This is a genomic window from Candidatus Nanopelagicales bacterium, from assembly GCA_037045355.1.
Classification (GTDB): Bacteria; Actinomycetota; Actinomycetes; order S36-B12.
The window spans coordinates 54,747-73,364 of record JBAOHO010000021.1; the positions used below are offsets into that span (position 1 = coordinate 54,747).

Here is an 18,618-nt window from a genome sequence, read left to right on the forward strand (position 1 = left end):
GAGGCTCCTCGGGGCAAGGGTCGAACATCCTTGCCGTCGCGTCCGCTCGTGTCAGGTGGAACTGATCCCCGCGGTGCCCGCAGTGCCCACCCGCGCCCCGATCCCAGGTGCCGCGCGGATCTACACTGGCAGCGGCCGACCGCCACCAGAAGAATCCCCCGGAGAACAATGACGCCGTCTGCCTGGCCCCAGGAGTTGGCGCGGCGTATTGCCGGCGTCCACCCGTCTGCTTTGCTCGTGCCTCCTGGAGCATTCGCTGCAGCGATCGCCGGCGTGGCTGGTGGCCTCGGCCCGATTCTGGTGGTCACCCCTGGCAGTCGTGAGGCTGAGCGGATTCGCGGGGAGTTGCACTTCTGGGCGCCGGACAAGTCCGTGGCGCTGTTTCCGGCCTGGGAGACGCTGCCCCACGAGCGCCTTACCCCCTCGGCGGACATCGTCGGCACCCGTTTGTCGGTGATCCGGGCCTTGCGCGGTGTGGACCGGCCCGATGTCGTGATCGCACCGGTACGCGCGCTGATGCAGGTCCTACCGGCCGAGGTAGTGGCCGCCGACCCTGTCGTTCTGCGGCCCGGAGGTGAACTCGATCCCGAGGCCGCCGCCCAAAGACTGGTCGGCTTCGGGTATGAGCGGTGCGATCTGGTCGAACGACGCGGGCAGTTCGCCGTGCGCGGAGGGATCATCGACGTCTTCCCACCGACGGCCGAGCACCCGATTCGCGCGGAGCTGTGGGGCGACACCATCGAGGAACTGCGGTCGTTCGCCGTGACCGATCAGCGCATGATCGCCACGGTGGGCAACCCGGTCGAACTGGTTCCCGTCCGGGAACTGCTCCTCGACGATGCTGTGCGTCGTCGCGCGAGCGAGCAGGCCACCCGTCACCCAGAGGCCAGGTCCGAACTCAACCAGATGGCCGAGGGCATCGCAGTACCGGGCATGGAGGCGCTCGCGCCTCTCGTCAGCGAGCAGATGGTGCGGCTCCCCACGCTGCTTCCCGCCGGGTCGCGGACCGTCATCGTCGAACCCGAGCGGGTGGCGCTGCGAGGCGACGAAACACTGCGCACTGCCGGCGAGTTCGCTGCGGCGGCGTGGTCCGCAGCCAGCATCGGCGCCCAGACTCCGATCACCGCCGGTATCGGTGCGCTGGCCACTTGGCCGGAACTGGACGACCTACTGCCGAAGAGGGTTGTCCTCACCTCTCTCCGGTCGGATCCTGATGGCCTTCGGTCGGATCCTGATGGCCTTCGATCGGATCCTGATGGCCTTCGATCGGATCCTGATGGCCTCCGGTCGGATCCCGATGGCCCACCGACCGACGTCGAGCGCCCCCGCCCCGAAGTCACGGGGAGAGTCGATCCTGGTCTGGCACCCATCGGGCCTTTCGTCGGGCCAGCGGCGGCAGTCGGTGATGTCGTCCAGAAGGTTCGGGCAGGGTGGCAGGTCGCGGTGGTGGCGCGCGGGTCCGGTCCCGCGGACCGGTTGGTGGAGGTCCTGGCCGATGAAGGTGTGGCGGCGACACGTGACAGTCAGCCCAGCACCGGTCGCGTCGGCGTGGCCGTGGGCAGCATCGACACCGGATTCCAGTGGGCTGCCGAACGGATCGTGGTATACAGCGACGGTGACTTCGCGCGCCGGACACAGTCACGGCGTGATCCGACCGCGACCAAGATGCCGTCGCGACGCCGACGGCAGGTCGACCCGTTGTCGCTGCAACCCGGCGACTTCATCGTTCACGACAAACATGGAGTCGGACGATTCCTGGAGTTGATCCACCGAGACGTGCGCGGCGCCGATCGCGAGTACTTGGTGGTCGAATATGCGCCCAGCAAACGCGGTCATCCCCCCGATCGGCTGTTCATCCCCACCGACCAACTTGGCGCGGTCAGTCGTTATGTCGGAGGCGAGGAACCCAAGGTCAACAAGCTCGGTGGCTCGGATTGGGCCCGAGCCAAGGGCCGCGCCCGTAAAGCCGTCAAGGAGATCGCCTCGGAGTTGATCCGCCTCTACGCGGCGCGACAGTCGGCACCCGGCTACGCGTTCGGCTCGGACACTCCATGGCAGCGCGAGCTCGAGGACGCCTTCGAATACACCGAGACGCCTGACCAACTCGCCTGTATCGACGAGGTCAAGACCGACATGGAGAAGCCGGTCCCCATGGATCGGCTTATCTGCGGCGACGTCGGGTACGGCAAGACCGAGATCGCGGTCCGAGCCGCATTCAAGGCCGTCCAGGACGGCAAACAGGTGGCCGTTCTCGTGCCGACGACTCTTCTGGTCCAGCAGCACTTGGCCACGTTCACCGAGAGGTTCAGCGAGTTCCCTGTCCGGGTCGAGGCTCTCAGCCGGTTCCAGTCCGAGAAGGCCGCTCAGAAGGTGATCGAGGAACTCGCCGCCGGAACTGTCGACATCGTCGTCGGTACCCACCGGCTTCTGACGTCTCGCGTGCGATTCAAGGACCTGGGCCTCGTGATCGTCGATGAGGAGCAGCGGTTCGGCGTCGAACACAAGGAATACCTCAAGGCGTTGCGGGCCAATGTCGACATGCTGGCGATGTCAGCCACCCCGATCCCGCGCACCTTGGAGATGGCCGTCACGGGGATCCGGGAGATGTCGACCATCGCCACCCCCCCTGAGGAACGGCTGCCCATCTTGACGTACGTCGGCGCCTACGACGACCGTCAGGTGGCGGCGGCCATCCACCGGGAACTGCTGCGGGACGGTCAGGTGTTCTTCGTGCACAACCGCGTCGAGAGCATCGACAAGACCGCGGCCCGGATCCGGGACTTGGTGCCGGAGGCCAGTGTCGCGGTAGCTCACGGTCAGATGGCCGAGGCCGACTTGGAACGTGTCGTGGTCGACTTCTGGGAAGGTCGTATCGACGTCCTGGTGTGTACGACGATCGTGGAGTCCGGCATCGACATCGCGAACGCCAACACTTTGATCGTGGACCGAGCCGACGCTTTTGGCCTGAGCCAACTGCATCAGCTGCGGGGCCGCGTCGGGCGCAGCCGCAGTCGTGCGTACGCATACTTCCTGCATTCGCCGGACCGGTCGCTCAGCGAGACGGCGCACGAACGGCTCTCCACGATCGCGCAGAACACCGATCTGGGATCGGGCATGCAGGTGGCGCTGAAGGATCTGGAGATCCGTGGCGCGGGCAACCTGCTGGGAGCGGAGCAGAGCGGGCATATCGCTGATGTCGGATTCGACCTGTACATCCGGATGGTCGGCGAGGCGCTCGCCGAGTTCAAAGGCGAGCAGGCTGCGGACGACGACGCCGCCGAGATTCGGGTGGACCTTCCCATCGACGCGCACCTGCCGCAGGAGTACGTCCCGGAACAACGGCTGCGTCTTGAGGCGTATCGGCGGCTTGCCGAGGCGAAGGATGCGGCCGAGATCGACGATCTCGTCGCCGAGCTGGCGGACCGCTACGGACCCCTGCCCCCACCTGCCGCTGCCATGGTGGCGGTGGCGCGATTCCGGTTGCTGGCGCGGCGCGCCGGACTGGACGAGGTCATCACCATGGGCGAGCGGGTGCGATTCCATCCCGTTCAGTTGCCCGACTCCCGGCGGGTGCGCGCGGCGCGGCTGTACCCGGGGACGATCGTCAAACCAGCGGTGCGGCAACTTCTGGTCCCGATCCCCAGCGACGTCACCGGATCTGATGCGCTGGACTGGGCGACCAGGGTGGTCAAGACTGTCATTTTGGATGAACCCGTGGACAAGGGAGCGGAATGAAGCGCATGCAGTGGGGCTCGGGTCTGGCGGGGGTTGCGCTGGCCGCGCTGGCGCTGACCGGCTGCAGCACGGCTGAACCCGGCCAAGCGGCTGTGGTGGGTGATGCCCGCATCCCCGAAAGCGCGATCGCCGACCAGATGCGGTCGGTCAATGAACTCGCCGGGCGCCCCGCAGAGGAACCCAGCGCCGAGTTGGCCCGGACGCTGGTGTCGTACAACCTCGGCTACGAGTTGATCGCGCAGACCGCGGCCGAACTGCAGGTGAGCATCCCCCGGTCGCAGTCCGACCAGGTATACGACCAGCAAGTGCAGCAACTGGGCGGTGAAGAGCAGTTGCAGCAGGCTGCCGCCCAACAGGGCATTCCGCCGCAGTCGTTGCGCCGGGACCTGGAGACCCAGTTGCTCGCCTCGGCGATAGCAAATCGTCTGGCCCCGGGTGGGCAACAGCAAGCCGCTCAGGCCGCACTACTCGAGAAAGTGCGCGAAGTCTCGTCGCGCATTGGCGTCGAGGTGGCCCCCAAGTACGGAGTCTGGGACCCCGAACAACTCCAACTCGTCCCCAATCCAGACCCCGTCGCGCGTCCCGCGGTCGAGCCCGGGCCCGTGATCCCCGCCCCGTGACCGGTTCGGCGCTGCTGGAGTTGGTCGATGTCATGGACCGGCTTCGCACGCACTGCGCCTGGGATGCCCGCCAAACGCACCGCACGTTGGTGGAGTACCTGCTCGAGGAGACCCACGAGACGATCGAAGCTATCGAAACCGACGACCTGGACGGTCTCCGCGAAGAGCTGGGCGACCTGCTCCTCCAGGTGGTCTTCCATGCCCGCATCGCCTCCGAAGGGGACCCCGGCTGGGACATCGAGGATGTCGCCGCCGGAATAGTGGCGAAACTGGTGCGCCGCCACCCCCATGTTTTCGGGACGGACTCCGAGTACTCGGAGCTGGCCCCGGTCGGTACTTCGGATGAAGAAACCCTGACGCGGAACTGGGCGGTGATCAAGGCGGCCGAAAAGGCCCGGACCTCAGCGGTTGCGGGGATCCCGGCCACCCTGCCCGCGCTCGCGTGGGCCCAGAAATCCTGGCGGCGGGCGGTCGAGGCCGGTATCCGCGCCGATGACTTGGCGTCACCGATTGACGAGCAGGTGCCAGCGGACGAGGACCAACTCGCGGAACAACTCCTCGCACTGGTGATCGCCGCTGAATCCCAAGGCTGGGACGCCGAGGCGTCGCTGCGCGGGAGGGTCCGCGAACTGCACCGGAACATCCAGCAAGCGGAATCAGACATGAGACAAGCGGAGACCGGCATGAGACCGGCGGAAGCCGGATTCGGGCCTGGGGAGTCCCGTCTCGGAGGCGCCCCCTGACTTCGTCCGCCGCCTACGTCGAACCGGCAGTCCCGTCGAACCGGCAGTCCCGTCGAACCGGCAGTCCCGTCGAACCGGCAGTCCCGTCGAACCGGCAGTCCCGTCGAACCGGCGGTCCCGTCGAACCGGCGGTCCCGTCGAGCCGGCGGTCCCATCGAGCCAGCAGTAGGGTCGAACAATGCTCGGCACCGGAGTCCACAGCCCAGAGGACCGCAGGTTCGTCGGGTTGGCCGAGGGGGTCCTCGACGACATCCTGGTCCGTGATCCCGCGCATGCCACTCGCATCGGAGACCATCGGTTCGACGAACGGATGCCCGATCTGACCCCCGACGGAGCCGACGAGTTCGCCCGCGTGCTGCAGCGCCACCAACTGTTCTTGGACCGGGTGGATGAGCGTGCCCTGTCCCGGTTCGCTCTCGCGGACCTGCAGATCCTGCGGCGCGGGGTGGCCCGCCGGATCTTCGACCTCACAGTCCTGCGGCGCAACGAGTGGGATCCCTTGGCCTGGAGTCCGATCGACCCTCTGTACACGCTGGTCGCCAGGCCCTACGCGCCGCCGAAAGTCCGTGCCCGATCCCTGATACACAGACTCAGGACCGTTCCTGAGTTCCTGGACAGTGCCAGGCAGACACTCGGTCCGATGCCGCGGCCACACGTCATCACTGCGGTGACCCAACTGCGTCAGCTCGGCTCGCTTCTCACGGGGTCTCTGGGTGAACTGGCCAGCGAGCCTGGGGTCCAGGACGCCGTCGAGACAGCAGTCCGCTCCTGCGAGAGTCACGCGGACTGGTTGTGGGACCAGGTCGACGAGGCCCAGCGCCCCGCGGCGCTCGGGCCCGACCTCTATCGCGGTGTGATGCGGCACCACCTCGATCTCGATTGCGACATCGACGAGCTCCTGGCGGCGGCGGAGGACGACCTCGACTGTGTGCTCGACGACCTGGTGACCACGGCGGTTCAGTTCGGTGGCACGACCGTCGCCGACCGCAGCGCCATTTCACAGGCGGTGGAGCAGTTAGCCGCTGAGTCCGATGTCTCCGACGCCAACGTTCTGGAAGTCGCCGATGACGCCCTCATCCACGCCACGGACTTCGTCACCGAGAACCGCATCGTGAGCGTTCCCGACATCGATCTGCGTCTCGAGGCCATGCCTGCCGCTCGCCGGGGGGTCGCCGTCGCCGACCGTGACGCACCCGGACCGCTGGAGCGGTCGCGACTGGCGACACTTCTCGCCATCGCGCCCACACCGCGAGACTGGGATCGCTCCCGGCGCCAGACCTTCTACCGCGAGTACAACCGCCACATGATCCAGGACTTGATGGTCCACGAGGCCATGCCAGGTCACGCGGTGCAGTTGGCCCGGGCTCGCGAGGCAGCGGCACCGACGTATGCGCGCGCCACCATGCCCAGTGAGTTGTTCATCGAGGGGTGGGCGGTCTACGCGGAGGAGATGATGGTCCGGGAAGGTTTCACCGTGGCTGATGAACCGCGCCCCTCCTTACGTCTGCAACAGCTCAAGATGCGACTGCGCACGATCCTGAACACGATCCTCGACATCAGGATTCACACGCGAGGGATGACGGAGGCAGAAGCGCGGCGGCTGCTGTCGACCAAGGGGTTCCAAGAAGACGGTGAGATCGTCGGGAAGTGGCACCGGGCTCAGTTGACCGCGGGCCAATTGCCGAGCTACTACGTCGGCCATCGGGGCGTCAGCAACGTGGTCGCGGATCTCGCGGCGCGGCATCGGGATTGGAGTCTCGGGACAGTCCACGATGCGGTGCTGTCCCATGGATCGGTGCCACCGGCGGTGTTGCGAGGGCTCGTGGGACTGGAGTGACCCTCCTGCGCGATGCCCGGATAGGGTGGTCGCCAAGTGTGCGGATTGCGAGCAGGGAGGACCCCCCGTCATGGCCAGCATCGAAGCAGTGATCGCCCGAGAGATTCTTGACTCACGAGGAAACCCCACGGTCGAGGTCGAGGTCGGACTGGATGACGGAGCGGTGGGTCGTGCAGCGGTCCCGTCCGGCGCATCAACGGGAGCGTTCGAGGCAGCGGAACGGCGAGACGGTGGCGATCGGTACGGAGGCAAGGGCGTCACCGAAGCATGCGTGGCGGTCACCGACGACATCGCGCCCGAAGTGCTGGGTTTCGACGCGTCCGAACAGCGCCTGGTCGATCAGGCCATGATCGATCTAGATGGCACAGCCAACAAGAGCCGACTGGGCGCCAACGCGATCCTGGGCGTCTCACTGGCCGTTGCCCGAGCCGCCGCCGAATCCGCTGACCTTCCGCTTTTCCGCTACGTCGGCGGGCCCAGCGCTCATGTCCTGCCGGTGCCCATGATGAACATCCTGAACGGCGGGGCCCACGCCGACTCCAACGTGGACATCCAGGAGTTCATGATCGCTCCGATCGGGGCGCCGACGTTCGCCGATTCCGTGCGCTGGGGCGCGGAGGTGTACCACGCGCTGAAGTCGGTGCTCAAGGAGCAGGGCTTGGCGACCGGTTTGGGTGATGAGGGAGGGTTCGCCCCTGACTTGGCCAGCAACCGGGCGGCGCTGGACATCATCGTGGCCGCCATCGAGAAGGCCGGATTCGCCCCTGGCCGCGAAGTTGCGCTGGCGCTGGATGTTGCCGCGTCGGAGTTCTGCAGCGACGGGGTCTACCAGTTCGAAGGCGCCGACCGCAGTGCGGAGTGGATGACGGGCTACTACGAGTCCCTGGTTGCGGACTTCCCGCTGGTGTCGATCGAGGATCCTCTGGATGAAGAGGACTGGGACGGATGGGTCCACGTCACCGATGCGCTAGGCGACAAGATCCAGATCGTCGGAGACGACCTCTTCGTCACGAACCCGGAACGCTTGCAGCGGGGCATCGACGCCGGCGCAGCCAATGCCCTGCTGGTCAAGGTCAATCAGATCGGCACATTGTCCGAGACTCTGGACGCGGTCGCACTGGCGCACCGCAACGGGTACGCGTGCATGATGTCGCATCGCTCGGGCGAAACCGAGGACACCACCATCGCCGATCTGGCCGTGGCCACTGACTGCGGTCAGATCAAGACAGGAGCTCCGGCGCGGTCGGAACGCGTCGCGAAGTACAACCAGTTGCTGCGCATCGAAGAGGAACTCGACGATGCGGCGCGCTACGCCGGAGCAAGTGCATTCCCGCGCTTCCAGCCCTGACGCGCCGCGGCGCTGCCGGGTGCAGCCCGATCCGTATGCGACGATCTGAGGCATGACTCCGACTGCCGCTCCGCCCCGGCCCGCGGAGGTTGCGCAGGGCGACGCTCCGGTGGTCGAGCACCACACCTCGGGACGCACTTTGGTTCTGTTCGGCACCCTGTTGGCCGTGGCTCTCATGCTCGCGCTTCCCATCAGGACGTGGGTCGCTCAGCGCTCGGAGTTGGACTCCATGAGAGCCGAGATCGACGCTGCCAGGCAGCGGGTCGCCGCGCTGCAAAGCGAACAGCAGATGTGGCAGAACCCCCGTTATGTGGAGGCCCAGGCGCGGTTGCGGCTGAACTTGGTTCGCCCCGGCGAGGCGGGGCTGATCACCCTCGACCGCGACGAACTGGCCAACACCGAAGTCGTCGAAGAACCTGCGGTCACCTGGTACGACAAGGTCTGGCGCTCCACTGAGACCGCTGCGGGGGTTCGGCCGCTGTCGGCCCCCGAGTCCGATGGTGGCTGAGCGGCCGTCCGACCCGGACCTCGTCGCCGACCAGTTGGGCCGCCCGCCCCGTGACGTCGCGGAGGTCGCCCATCGCTGTCCCTGTGGCGCGCCTGATGTCGTGGCCACTCGCCCGCGGCTCTCGGATGGGACGCCGTTCCCAACGTTGTTCTACCTCACCTGCCCGCGGGCGAATGCTGCCGTGAGCACACTCGAGGCCCGAGGCTGGATGCGCGTCATGCAGCAGCGCCTCGCCGAAGACGAGACGCTGGCACGTGCCTACCGTGCAGCGCATGCCGACTACCTGTCACGTCGAGCCGCGCTCGGATCGGTCCCCGAGATCCAGGGCGTGTCGGCGGGTGGCATGCCGAACCGGGTCAAGTGCCTGCACGTTCTGGCGGCCCACTCCCTGGCTGCCGGTCCGGGAGTCAACCCCCTCGGCGACGAGGTCGTGGCTGAGATCTCACCCTGGTGGGACGGCGAGACATGCTTCGGCACCGCCCTCAACCGTCGGGCCGCGGGGGTTGGTGCCGGTGGCGAGGAGGATCCAGCGGCGGTCGGTCCGGCAGGAGGGCTCACGTGAGGATCTCTGGAGGGGAGACAGCCATGACTGGCCCTGTCGCTGCGATCGACTGTGGGACCAACTCCATCCGGCTACTCGTGGCCGATCGTTCTGGCGACAGTCTCGTGGACCTGGACCGGCGCATGACGGTCGTCCGACTGGGCGAAGGAGTCGACCGAACGGGACGACTGTCGTCGGCCGCGCTGCAGCGCACCTTCGCGGCCTGCCGCAACTACGGCGAGGTCATCTCCGATCTGGGAGCCGACCGGATCAGATTCGTGGCCACGTCAGCCAGTCGGGACGCGGACAACTCGGCGGAGTTCACCGCCGGCGTCGAGCAGATCCTCGGCGTTGAGCCGGAAGTGATCTCCGGGGACGAGGAGGCCCGGCTGTCCTATGTGGGCGCCACCCGAGGCTTGGCGCACGACGAGCCGGTCGTGATTTTCGACATCGGTGGCGGATCGACCGAGTTCGTGGTCGGCGACGGGGGAGTGGGGCAGGCGATCAGCGTGGACATGGGCTGTGTGCGCTACCACGAACGTTTCCTGGTCTCCGACCCTCCGAGTGAGGAGGAACTGGCAGCGCTGGTGGCGACGGCCGATGAGTTCATGGACCGGGTCCTTGCGGCCATCGATGTGACCGCGGCACGAGACGTCGTCGGGCTGGCGGGGACGGTCACGACGGTTGCGGCTCTCGCGCTCGGGCTCCCGCTGTACGACTCTGAGCGGATTCACGGCGCCCGGATCGCCGCCGCCGACATCGACCGGATCGCAGCCGACCTGGCTCGGCTGACCGTGGCCGAGCGCCGCGACCTCGCCGTGATGCACCCGGGCCGAGCAGACGTCATCGTGTCCGGAGCGACGATCCTGGCCGTCATCATGCGCCGACTGGGGATGAGTTCACTGATCGCCAGCGAGCACGACATCCTCGACGGTCTCGCCTGGTCGCTGCTGGACCCGCAAGTCAGACCTCGCCCGGACTGACCACATCGGCTCACCAGCCCAGCAGCCTGACGATCAGCAGCCCGTCACCACCGCGACGGTCCGAGTAGGGTCATTTCATGCCATCCGTCGCCGTTACCGTTGTGGGCCATGATCGGCCGGGAATCGTCCACCGGGTGACATCCGCGATCGCCGACTTGTCCGGCAACCTCGAAGACAGTTCCATGAGCCTGCTGCGGGGACACTTCGCGATGACTCTGGTCGCCGCACTTCCCAACGGTGTTCCGGTGTCACAACTTCGCGACCAGCTGACCGATCTCGCCGACGATGGTCTGGTCGTGTCGGTCTTCGCTGTGACCGACGAGCAGACCCCGGATGTCGGACTCGCCGCTGTGGTGTCAGTGCATGGTGCCGACCGGCCCGGGATTGTGCGGGCTGCCACCGCGGTGATCATGGACCACGGGGGCAACATCACCGACCTCAGCACCCGACTCGGTCGCGACCTCTATGTTTTGACCGCTGACGTCTCCTTCCCCTCCGACACGGAACTCGCAGTGGTGGCTGCCGATCTCGATCGGCGTATGGCGACCATGGGAGTGACCGCATCTCTGCACGCCGTCGACGAGGACTTGCTGTAGTGGCGCGGTTGCCTGTTCCGGATCTTCCGCCGGGCGTGATCCGACCCGTCGTCACCGCGCCGGATCCGGTGTTGGCCACGGTGGGTGCGACGGTGCGACCGGATGACCCCGAGGTAGTGCACCTGGCTGCGGATCTGTTGGCCACGATGGTCGTGTCGCCCGGGTGTGTGGGGCTCGCGGCGAACCAGGTGGGTGTTGCCTGGCGGGTGTTCTGTGTGGATGTGACTCGTCATCCGAAGACGGGAACGTGTCACGGCTCTTTCGTTCTCGTCAATCCCGTGGTCGGGTCGGCCACTCGCAAGGAACGAGCCCGCGAGGGGTGTATGTCGGTACCTGACTTCACCGGCGATGTCCGCCGGGCGAGCAGGCTGGTGGTGGCGGGCCAACTGCCCGGAACGGGGGACTGGGTCGAGATCGTCACAGATGCATTCGAAGCCCGCGCGCTGCAGCATGAGCTGGACCATGTGGACGGTCTGCTGTTCCTCGACCGGGTGGCGGGATCCCACGCGATCCATCCCCGTCGCCGTTATCAGTAGGCTGGGCCACGCAGCGCCCGGATGGCGGAATCGGCAGACGCACGAGGCTTAAACCCTCGGGCCGGCAACGGCGTGTGGGTTCAAGTCCCACTCCGGGCACCATTCTGAGCGTGAAGTCCGCCCGAAACAGTTCATCCGCCGCCTGCCGACGGGCTTTGGCGGGCAGGCTGCCCTCAATCCGCTCCTCGTGTTGCCGGCACCGGATCGCGGCAGTCACCGAGCCGGGCCCCAGCATGAGCCGTCGAGGACGTGTTGAATCCGCCCCGGGCCCCATAGATTGACCTCGTGATGATGGTCAGGGTGGCGACACGGGACGACGTTCGGTCCATCATGGCGCTCGAATCGCGCTACTACGTCGGCAATCTCGATCCATCCGATCGGACCCACGGCTTCATCTCGAGTGCTTCACTCCCAGCAGTGGTTCGAGGCCGCAGTCGACTCCGGCGGGGTTCACGTGGCAGCCACCGATGACGGCACGGTTGGAGGTTTCATAGCGGTCCTGGACCCCTCAACCCTGTCGAGCGCCGGTTCATCTCCGATCATCGAGGAGATGCTCGGGCTCGCGGCAACTGTGGAGTTCGACTCCCAACCCATCGCCGAACAACGCTTCGCGTTTCGCGGGCCAGTCGTGATCGACCGGTCCGTCCGCGGGCAGGGTCTCTACTCCACGTTCAACGCGGTCACGCGCGCAGCGTACGCGCATCGCTTCGACATCGGCGTGCTGTTCGTGGCAGCCGAGAACCCTCAATCGTTGCACACGACGACAACCAAACTCGGCGCCCAGCCGCTGGCCACTTTCGACGTCGATTCCCGGCGGTATCACTTTCTGGCCTACAGCCTCGCGCGGGCGTGAGATGGGCGCGAAGCTGAACTCGCTCGAACAGACAGCCGTGCCAGCTGCCTACAGGACGCGCGGGTATTGGCATTCCCGGCACAGGTACGCGGGAATGTCAGAGATTTGTCAGATTCTCGGAGTTGAGCCCTACCGACGCCACACGGGAATGTTCTTTCGTGCTTTGTCGCTCATACTTGAAGTGTCCGCCATACTGGGCGGACGAGCCTGCGCCGATCGTGGCGCATGACAGGAGGAGTGAACTCACTGTGCAAAGTCGTAATCCGATCCTGAACCGGATCGACAAGGAAGCGGCCCCAGGCGGAAGTGGCTTCGCGTACGACGAAGGGCGCTCCGCGTACCAGCAGGCCACCACCGGACTGGCGACCATGGATGCCGCCCAGGCAGCCGGTATGGGCCAGATGCACACACCGGAGGTCACCGGTGCGCGCGTCACCCTGAACGACGTCATCGTCAAGACAGGCATCAACTTCGTCGTTCTCATCGTCGGAGCGGTGATCGGTTGGCAGCTCGCTCCCACAATGCCGTGGGTCACGTGGGTGGCCATGCTGATCGGTCTGGGCCTGGGTCTGGCCAACACCTTCATGAAGTCCATCAAGCCGCCGCTGGCGCTCGCCTACGCGTTCGTCGAGGGCATCTTCTTGGGGGGAATCTCGTGGTGGTACGACGCGCTCGTCCAGCAGAGCAACCCTCAGTACACGGGCCTGGTGTCGCAGGCGATCATCGGCACCCTGGTGGCTTTCGGTGTGATGCTGGCCCTCTACACGGGCCGAATCATCAAGGTCAACGGGACCTTCATGAAGGTCATGATGGTGGCGCTCATCAGCTACGCCGTCATCGCCCTGGCGTCATTCGTCGCGGCCCTGTTCGGAGTCGGTGGAGGCTGGGGCTTCTACGGAGTCGGGACCCTCGGCCTGTTGCTGTGTGCCTTCGGAGTGCTGCTGGCGGCATTCACCCTCAACCTGGACTTCGCCGCGATCGAACAGGGCATCAAGATGGGACTGCCCGAGCGTGAGTCGTGGCGGATGTCATTCGGGCTGTTGGTCACGCTGATCTGGCTGTACCTCGAGATCCTGCGGCTTCTTGCCTTGGTCGCGCTCAGCAGGGACTGATGCTCGCCCGAGACTGACCTGACAACGGCGGGGACGATCCGATCGGATCGTCCCCGCCGTTCGTGTCCTGTGGGTCAGGTGAGTTTGCGCGCTGCCCGCACTTTGTCGTACTCGTGCACGATGGCTGTCGCCTGGCCGTGTGAGAGGTCGTACTCGGAGCGCAACCAGGTGACGCGTTCGTCGAACCGGGACAGTGCTGGGCCATGTTCCAGCACAGTGAACCACTCGCTCATCTGCTTGCCGGTGGAGGCGGGGATCCGCTCCACCAACTGGCGGTGCGTCTCCTCGGAATGGTGCAGGGTCATCGTTCCTCCCGGTGTCGTGGCCCCTGTTCGCTGGAGTCCACCGTACTCCCGTGATCGGCTGGATCCGATGCCCGGTCCCCGGGAACTCCGATGCGCAGGATACGTCTGCGTCGCCGCCCCAGGCGACCTGGTTCCGCAGGCGCCGCCGACACCTCGGTACCGGGTTGCTCGGCGGCTGCGGCGGCCACTTCGAGCAGCGGGGCTTCGACAGATGCGTCGAACAGTTCCGGCAGGACCTCGCCACGTTCCCCCCGGCTCAGCGCTGCGAGGACCGAGGGAGCCAGGACCTGCGCGACCGCCTCGTAGCCCTCGGTCGAGGGATGGAACTGATCGGTGCTGAAGAGCTGGTAGGGCCGCTGGGCGAACTCGGGACCGAGAAGATCGCCCAATGACACTGCGCGAGCGCCCGCGCGAACCACTGCCACGGCCTGGGCTGTTGCGAGTGAGCGGGCCATCTCGCGCAGCATCCAGCGCAAGGGGGGTCGAATGGGTTGGACCGCGCCGAAGTCCGGGGCGGTCCCCATGACGACCTGGACGTTGTGATCGCGCAGTCGTCGGACTGCCTCCTCGAGGCGAGCCACCGATACCCGCCTGGGCACCGCGTGGGTGACGTCGTTGGCACCGATGATGATGACCGCAACGTGGGGCCGGTATTGCAGGGCGCGCGTGACCTGGGCCTCGAGGTCGCGGGTGCGGGCCCCCACCATGGCGACGTTGCTCAGCACGACAGCCTGGCGAGTGTAGTCCGACACGAGGCGCGCGAGTTGGGCTCCGATCGTCTGGGTGGGGTGGTCGGCGCCGAGGCCCGCGGCGATCGAGTCTCCGATCATCACCAGACGCTTCGACGGGCCCTTGGACCGTCCGTACCTGCCGTCGTCGTAGGGGGCAGCTGTGCGACGAGGTCCGATGGTCCGCTTGGCCTGCTGGCGTTGCATGTTGATCAGGCCGGCTGCAGCGGCACCAACGCCGACCAGCCCGGCGCCGCTGTACGCAGCAAAGCGCGCAACTGTTCGGGGATCAGGGTGGAGACCACGATCCGATGGTGGCAGCAAGGGACGACAGATGATGCTGTGATCGCTCGGCTTGCGAACAAATCGCTCGGCTTGCGAACAAATCGCTCAGCTTGCGAACAAAGGTGTCCGTCGCTCCAGGAACGCCGCAGTGCCCTCGAGGTGATCGGGGTGCTCGAGTGCCTCGACGAGGAGCGCCCGGGTGTCGTCGTTCTCGTCTCGCACTCCGGACCCGGCCCACGCGATGGTCCGCTTCATCGCCCGAACCGATACCGGGGCTCCACCGGCGATCTGCAGCACCAACTGGTCGATGGCGGCATCCAGATCCTCGAGGTGGACGAGTCTCGTCGACCAGACCCACCCGCAGAGCCCAGGTTGCTTCCATCCGAGCTGCGGTCAGCAGGAGACGTTTGGTGGCGCTGGGTCCGATGAGGTCGACCAGCCGGGCGGTGTCTGGCTGCGGGTAGACCAGTCCGAGGCGCGTGGGAGGGACGGCGAACAAGGCATCGGCGGATGAGAAGCGAAGATCGCAGGCGGCGATGAGGCCCGACCGCACCCCCGGCGCAGGGTCCCGCGATCCGCGCGACGGTGGCCAACGTGCAGTCCGCCAACGCCTGTGTCGCCTTCGGGTGACTCTGCGTGTGGTTCGCCAGGCCCCAGTCTGTGCTTCCCGGCGTTCTCGCGGTACTCCGCGACGTCGGCGCCCGGCGCTGAACACCCTGTCGGTGGCGGATCGGAGCACCGAGCACGCGTGCGCCGGGGATCGACTGGGCGTGCGCGACCAGACCCGGCAGGTCGTCCCACATCTGCTGCGTGAGCGCGTTCGCCTTGTCGGCCCGGTTCGAGGATCAGATGGACGGCCGCGCCGTGCGTGTCCAGTACGAGTTCATCGGAAGTCACGTTCGCGACCCTATCCCGTCAGCTCCCCGCTAACCGGCCATCGACTGCCATCCAACCTGCGCACGCGCCGCGCGCTAGCAAGGTTGGTCGCGGCCTACCGTGGGTCGACAGATCGGCGGAACCTTCATGATTGCGACGGTGTCACCATCCTCGGCGGCGGAAACGGAGCCCGGACCGCGGCGGCGGAGTTCGGTATCGCGCGGACATCGAGGTCACGCATGTACGACGTCCCTGAGTTCGTCGGCGGGCTGGCTCCCGATCGCCGCGTCGGGTCGGATCGCGGCCGAGGGGGTCTTCGCCGGGACCGCGCCGGTACGGGTGGAGGCGGATCTGGGCACAGCGATCGCGGAGGCCGACGTCATCTTCATCGTCGTGCCGACGATGCACCAACTGACCTATGCAGAGCTGCTCGCTCCGCTGCTGAGAGACGGCATGAACGTGGTGCTTATGCCCGGCTCGTTGGGTTCGCTTGGAGTTCGTCGAGGCGCTTCGGCGAGCGCGGCTGCGACGGCCGACATCACCGTCTCCGAGATCGCAGCGCTGCCGTATGCGACGCGGATCGTCGGGCCCGGACTCGGTCCACATCTTCGGTCGGCGTCGGATCGTGTCGATCGGTGTGTTCCCAGCGCGTTGCGAGCTGATCGGGTCATGCCGGTCATGCGTGACCTCTACCCCGGGCATCGATCAGATGGTCGAATGTGCTTGAGGCGGGGCTGAACAACCCGAACCCGACCTTGCACTGCCTGGGGGTCCTGCTGTCAGCCAGCCGGATCGAGTACAGCCACGGTGAGTTCTACTACTACGAAGAGGGGATGACGCCGCACGTCTGCCAGGCGATCGAGGCGATCGATGCGGAGCGGGTGGCCATCGGCGAGGCACTCGGGGTGTCCGTCCTCAGTCTGCGGGACACGTACTCCGTCATGGGATACGGGCCGAAGGGGGATACGTTCTGGTCGGTGATCCGTGGGGTGGCCGCGCTGAACGGCATCAAGGGGCCCACTGAGATCGACAGCCGCTACCTCACCGAGGACGTTCCGATCGGCCTGACCATCTACTCCCAGCTCGGATCGCGATTGGGAGTGGACACCAAGATCATGCAGTCGGTGATCACTTTGACCGGAGCGCCTGCTGGGCCGCGACTTCGTCGCGATCGGTCGCACCCTGGAACGCTGCGGCATCGCGGGCCTCGACCGCGATCAACTGCTGGAGTACGTCACGACCGGCCAGAGGTAGCGGCTCGCGCCAGGGCGATTGGGGTCGGTCGCCGCTATTGATGCGCATGTTCTCCCGTTCGGGGTTCGGCATGGGGTCGCGGCGGTCCGATGAGCGTCGTGCTGCGCGAAACGACCGTCGATCGTGGCTAACCGGAGAGCATGCGCATCACGTCAGTGCCGGCCGGGCTCCGCGCCACCTCGGCGCCGACAGGGCTGGGGGTCTGTCAGCGTTGGTCGGGATTCACCGCGCCGCCCGGCTTCAGTCTCCTCTACCCCACTGCCCACGGCGGTCTCCGCGACCCAGGCGGGATGGTGCGTCTGCGCCCACTCGATGGGTACGAACCCCGTGCGCATGCCTTCGCGTGCGGTCGGGTCCGAGTACGCCTTGTAGACATGCCCGGCGACCAACAGGGCGACGCCGAGCGCCACCCAGTCGTGCACGAAGGTGGCCCCCGTGCGCAGGTCGTCGGCGAAGAATCCGGAGAAGTACATGATCATGCCGGTGCCGAACAGGACTATCAGCGATCCTGCCTCCACGTGGGAGTGGAGCTTCTGTCCTGCGTTGAACTTGCCGACGGCGAGTCCACCCGTGCGCCGTTCGCGCTTGCGGAACCAGCGCCAGTCGTCGGGAGTGAACCGGTTCAGCCGCCCAAGATCCGCCCGGAACGCCACGAAGAACAGGGCCACGAGAACCGGGACGGGCAGTACGAAGCCGGCGACGACGTGGACTCGCTTGAAGATCTCGCGGTTGCCCACCAGCGCACTTAGGTCGGGGAAGTAGAGGCAGGCCGCGCTGACGATGAGAGTCACCACCAGCACAGCCGTGATGCGGTGGGTCCACCGCTCGGCACGCGAGAACCGTGCCAGCCCCTCAGATGACGGGTTCATCGGTGCGCCCGTTGGAGCGGCCGACCCAGCGCATCGATGTCGTAGCCGCGTTCCTCCCAGTAGCCGGGCACCACCTCATCGGTCACGATGATGCCGTCCAGCCATTTCAAGGACTTGTAGCCGTACATGGGAGCGACCACCAACCTCACCGGCCCGCCCATGGCCCGTTCGAGTGGTTGGCCGTACAACGTCGTGGCCACGAGGACATCAGAGCGCAGCGCCTGATCCTTGGTGAGCGACTCCGTGTAAACGCCGTCGAAAGACGTGAACTGCAGGGCACCCGATCCGATGTCGATGGCGGCGGCGCCGAGAAGATCCGACAGCAGCACGCCGGTCCACACCGCGTCGTCGACCCGCCATCCGGTGACGCACTGGAAGTCCTTGGTCAGTCCTGTCTGCGGCAGGTCCGCCAGGTCGTCGTAGGTCAGAACCGTCCGTCGGTCACCGTCCTGAAGGGTCAACCGGTAATCGGCGACCGTGCGTTCCGGGTAGCCATTGGTCACGGTGTAGATGCGGAACCCGCCGGTCGCTGGCAGCACCTTCTGCAGTCCCGGCGCCACGGTCGCCACTGCCGCCGTGGTGGCATCAGACAGCCGGCGTCCGAAGACGACTCCCGCCGCCCCCAAGACGACGAGGCCCAAGACGACCCGGCGTCCGACCGGCGCACCCGATTCCATGTGTGATCAGAACACGGTCACCGATTCTGCGCAACGGGGCTTCGGACCCGGGCGGGGCGGGAACCCGGCCCGAGATGATCCCGGGCGATCACTGCGTCATGCTGTCGCGTCCACACGAAGTCGCGCGCGCCATCTGCAGTGAGGCCTGAATCGGATCTCGGGCCGGGTCGATTCGACTCAGTCCTCGCGAACGTACCGGCGCAGTTCCACCG

At 66.6% G+C, this 18,618-nt stretch carries 19 protein-coding genes and 1 tRNA gene; 15 read left to right on the forward strand and 5 right to left on the reverse strand.

Annotation, left to right across the window (positions count from 1 at the left end; all coding sequences use genetic code 11):
* The first annotated feature begins 168 nt into the window (after positions 1-168).
* The 13 genes from mfd to V9E98_10985 all read left to right on the forward strand — a co-directional run bounded on the left by mfd (position 169) and on the right by V9E98_10985 (position 13,412).
* Entirely contained in the window at positions 169-3,735 is a 3,567-nt protein-coding gene (gene mfd / locus V9E98_10925) for a transcription-repair coupling factor (protein ID MEI2717491.1), read from the forward strand.
* On the forward strand, positions 3,732-4,355 hold the full coding sequence (locus tag V9E98_10930) for a hypothetical protein (protein MEI2717492.1): 624 nt from the start codon (positions 3,732-3,734) through the stop codon (positions 4,353-4,355). Before mfd ends, V9E98_10930 begins: the two co-directional genes overlap by 4 nt.
* Positions 4,352-5,098, forward strand: a complete 747-nt coding sequence (locus V9E98_10935; GenBank protein ID MEI2717493.1) for a MazG family protein — start codon at positions 4,352-4,354, stop codon at positions 5,096-5,098. The genes V9E98_10930 and V9E98_10935 overlap by 4 nt, the downstream gene beginning before the upstream one ends.
* A 178-nt stretch (positions 5,099-5,276) precedes the next feature.
* On the forward strand, positions 5,277-6,935 hold the full coding sequence (locus V9E98_10940) for a DUF885 domain-containing protein (GenBank protein MEI2717494.1): 1,659 nt from the start codon (positions 5,277-5,279) through the stop codon (positions 6,933-6,935).
* 70 nt (positions 6,936-7,005) lie between these two features.
* A complete protein-coding gene (gene eno / locus V9E98_10945; GenBank protein ID MEI2717495.1) occupies positions 7,006-8,283 on the forward strand; it encodes a phosphopyruvate hydratase in 1,278 nt (425 codons plus the stop codon).
* 52 nt (positions 8,284-8,335) lie between these two features.
* Positions 8,336-8,791: a septum formation initiator family protein gene (locus tag V9E98_10950; GenBank protein ID MEI2717496.1), complete on the forward strand. Its 456-nt coding sequence runs from the start codon at positions 8,336-8,338 to the stop codon at positions 8,789-8,791.
* The gene (locus V9E98_10955) at positions 8,784-9,353 is read left to right on the forward strand and encodes a DUF501 domain-containing protein (protein ID MEI2717497.1); all 570 of its coding nucleotides are present in this window, start codon (positions 8,784-8,786) and stop codon (positions 9,351-9,353) included. Before V9E98_10950 ends, V9E98_10955 begins: the two co-directional genes overlap by 8 nt.
* A 23-nt stretch (positions 9,354-9,376) precedes the next feature.
* Positions 9,377-10,315 carry a Ppx/GppA phosphatase family protein gene (locus V9E98_10960; GenBank protein ID MEI2717498.1) on the forward strand — a complete coding sequence of 313 codons (939 nt, stop codon included), beginning with the start codon at positions 9,377-9,379 and terminating at the stop codon, positions 10,313-10,315.
* Between the two features lie 77 nt (positions 10,316-10,392).
* Positions 10,393-10,911, forward strand: a complete 519-nt coding sequence (locus V9E98_10965; protein MEI2717499.1) for an ACT domain-containing protein — start codon at positions 10,393-10,395, stop codon at positions 10,909-10,911.
* A gap of 35 nt (positions 10,912-10,946) precedes the next feature.
* The gene (locus V9E98_10970) at positions 10,947-11,447 is read left to right on the forward strand and encodes a peptide deformylase (protein ID MEI2717500.1); all 501 of its coding nucleotides are present in this window, start codon (positions 10,947-10,949) and stop codon (positions 11,445-11,447) included.
* 15 nt (positions 11,448-11,462) lie between these two features.
* Positions 11,463-11,549 (forward strand) — tRNA-Leu (locus V9E98_10975).
* A gap of 298 nt (positions 11,550-11,847) precedes the next feature.
* Entirely contained in the window at positions 11,848-12,300 is a 453-nt protein-coding gene (locus V9E98_10980) for a hypothetical protein (protein MEI2717501.1), read from the forward strand.
* Between the two features lie 248 nt (positions 12,301-12,548).
* Positions 12,549-13,412 carry a Bax inhibitor-1/YccA family protein gene (locus tag V9E98_10985; GenBank protein ID MEI2717502.1) on the forward strand — a complete coding sequence of 288 codons (864 nt, stop codon included), beginning with the start codon at positions 12,549-12,551 and terminating at the stop codon, positions 13,410-13,412.
* 74 nt (positions 13,413-13,486) lie between these two features.
* Here the strand turns inward: V9E98_10985 and V9E98_10990 are convergent, their stop codons facing one another.
* The 3 genes from V9E98_10990 to V9E98_11000 all read right to left on the reverse strand — a co-directional run bounded on the left by V9E98_10990 (position 13,487) and on the right by V9E98_11000 (position 14,985).
* Entirely contained in the window at positions 13,487-13,717 is a 231-nt protein-coding gene (locus tag V9E98_10990) for a DUF4287 domain-containing protein (protein ID MEI2717503.1), read from the reverse strand.
* Positions 13,714-14,652 (reverse strand): SGNH/GDSL hydrolase family protein, encoded by a 939-nt coding sequence (locus V9E98_10995; GenBank protein ID MEI2717504.1) that lies wholly within the window; start codon positions 14,650-14,652, stop codon positions 13,714-13,716. The genes V9E98_10990 and V9E98_10995 overlap by 4 nt, the downstream gene beginning before the upstream one ends.
* A gap of 183 nt (positions 14,653-14,835) precedes the next feature.
* The gene (locus tag V9E98_11000; GenBank protein MEI2717505.1) at positions 14,836-14,985 is read right to left on the reverse strand and encodes a hypothetical protein; all 150 of its coding nucleotides are present in this window, start codon (positions 14,983-14,985) and stop codon (positions 14,836-14,838) included.
* A gap of 780 nt (positions 14,986-15,765) precedes the next feature.
* Here V9E98_11000 and V9E98_11005 point away from each other — a divergent pair.
* Both V9E98_11005 and V9E98_11010 read left to right on the forward strand, forming a co-directional pair.
* On the forward strand, positions 15,766-16,344 hold the full coding sequence (locus V9E98_11005) for a hypothetical protein (GenBank protein ID MEI2717506.1): 579 nt from the start codon (positions 15,766-15,768) through the stop codon (positions 16,342-16,344).
* Positions 16,326-16,901 (forward strand): NAD/NADP octopine/nopaline dehydrogenase family protein, encoded by a 576-nt coding sequence (locus V9E98_11010; GenBank protein ID MEI2717507.1) that lies wholly within the window; start codon positions 16,326-16,328, stop codon positions 16,899-16,901. Before V9E98_11005 ends, V9E98_11010 begins: the two co-directional genes overlap by 19 nt.
* A 111-nt stretch (positions 16,902-17,012) precedes the next feature.
* Here the strand turns inward: V9E98_11010 and V9E98_11015 are convergent, their stop codons facing one another.
* Positions 17,013-17,729 carry a cytochrome b/b6 domain-containing protein gene (locus V9E98_11015; protein ID MEI2717508.1) on the reverse strand — a complete coding sequence of 239 codons (717 nt, stop codon included), beginning with the start codon at positions 17,727-17,729 and terminating at the stop codon, positions 17,013-17,015.
* On the reverse strand, positions 17,726-18,406 hold the full coding sequence (locus V9E98_11020) for a molybdopterin-dependent oxidoreductase (GenBank protein MEI2717509.1): 681 nt from the start codon (positions 18,404-18,406) through the stop codon (positions 17,726-17,728). The genes V9E98_11015 and V9E98_11020 overlap by 4 nt, the downstream gene beginning before the upstream one ends.
* Between the last annotated feature and the right edge of the window lie 212 nt (positions 18,407-18,618).

Coding starts and splice junctions, on each gene's coding strand:
- V9E98_10995 (MEI2717504.1), bottom strand. CDS start 14,652: ATGCAACGCCAGCAGGCCAAGCGGACCATCGGACCTCGTCGCACAGCT.
- V9E98_10960 (MEI2717498.1), top strand. CDS start 9,377: ATGACTGGCCCTGTCGCTGCGATCGACTGTGGGACCAACTCCATCCGG.
- mfd (MEI2717491.1), top strand. CDS start 169: ATGACGCCGTCTGCCTGGCCCCAGGAGTTGGCGCGGCGTATTGCCGGC.
- eno (MEI2717495.1), top strand. CDS start 7,006: ATGGCCAGCATCGAAGCAGTGATCGCCCGAGAGATTCTTGACTCACGA.
- V9E98_10940 (MEI2717494.1), top strand. CDS start 5,277: ATGCTCGGCACCGGAGTCCACAGCCCAGAGGACCGCAGGTTCGTCGGG.
- V9E98_11020 (MEI2717509.1), bottom strand. CDS start 18,406: ATGGAATCGGGTGCGCCGGTCGGACGCCGGGTCGTCTTGGGCCTCGTC.
- V9E98_10965 (MEI2717499.1), top strand. CDS start 10,393: ATGCCATCCGTCGCCGTTACCGTTGTGGGCCATGATCGGCCGGGAATC.
- V9E98_10990 (MEI2717503.1), bottom strand. CDS start 13,717: ATGACCCTGCACCATTCCGAGGAGACGCACCGCCAGTTGGTGGAGCGG.
- V9E98_11015 (MEI2717508.1), bottom strand. CDS start 17,729: ATGAACCCGTCATCTGAGGGGCTGGCACGGTTCTCGCGTGCCGAGCGG.
- V9E98_11000 (MEI2717505.1), bottom strand. CDS start 14,985: ATGAAGCGGACCATCGCGTGGGCCGGGTCCGGAGTGCGAGACGAGAAC.
- V9E98_10930 (MEI2717492.1), top strand. CDS start 3,732: ATGAAGCGCATGCAGTGGGGCTCGGGTCTGGCGGGGGTTGCGCTGGCC.
- V9E98_10950 (MEI2717496.1), top strand. CDS start 8,336: ATGACTCCGACTGCCGCTCCGCCCCGGCCCGCGGAGGTTGCGCAGGGC.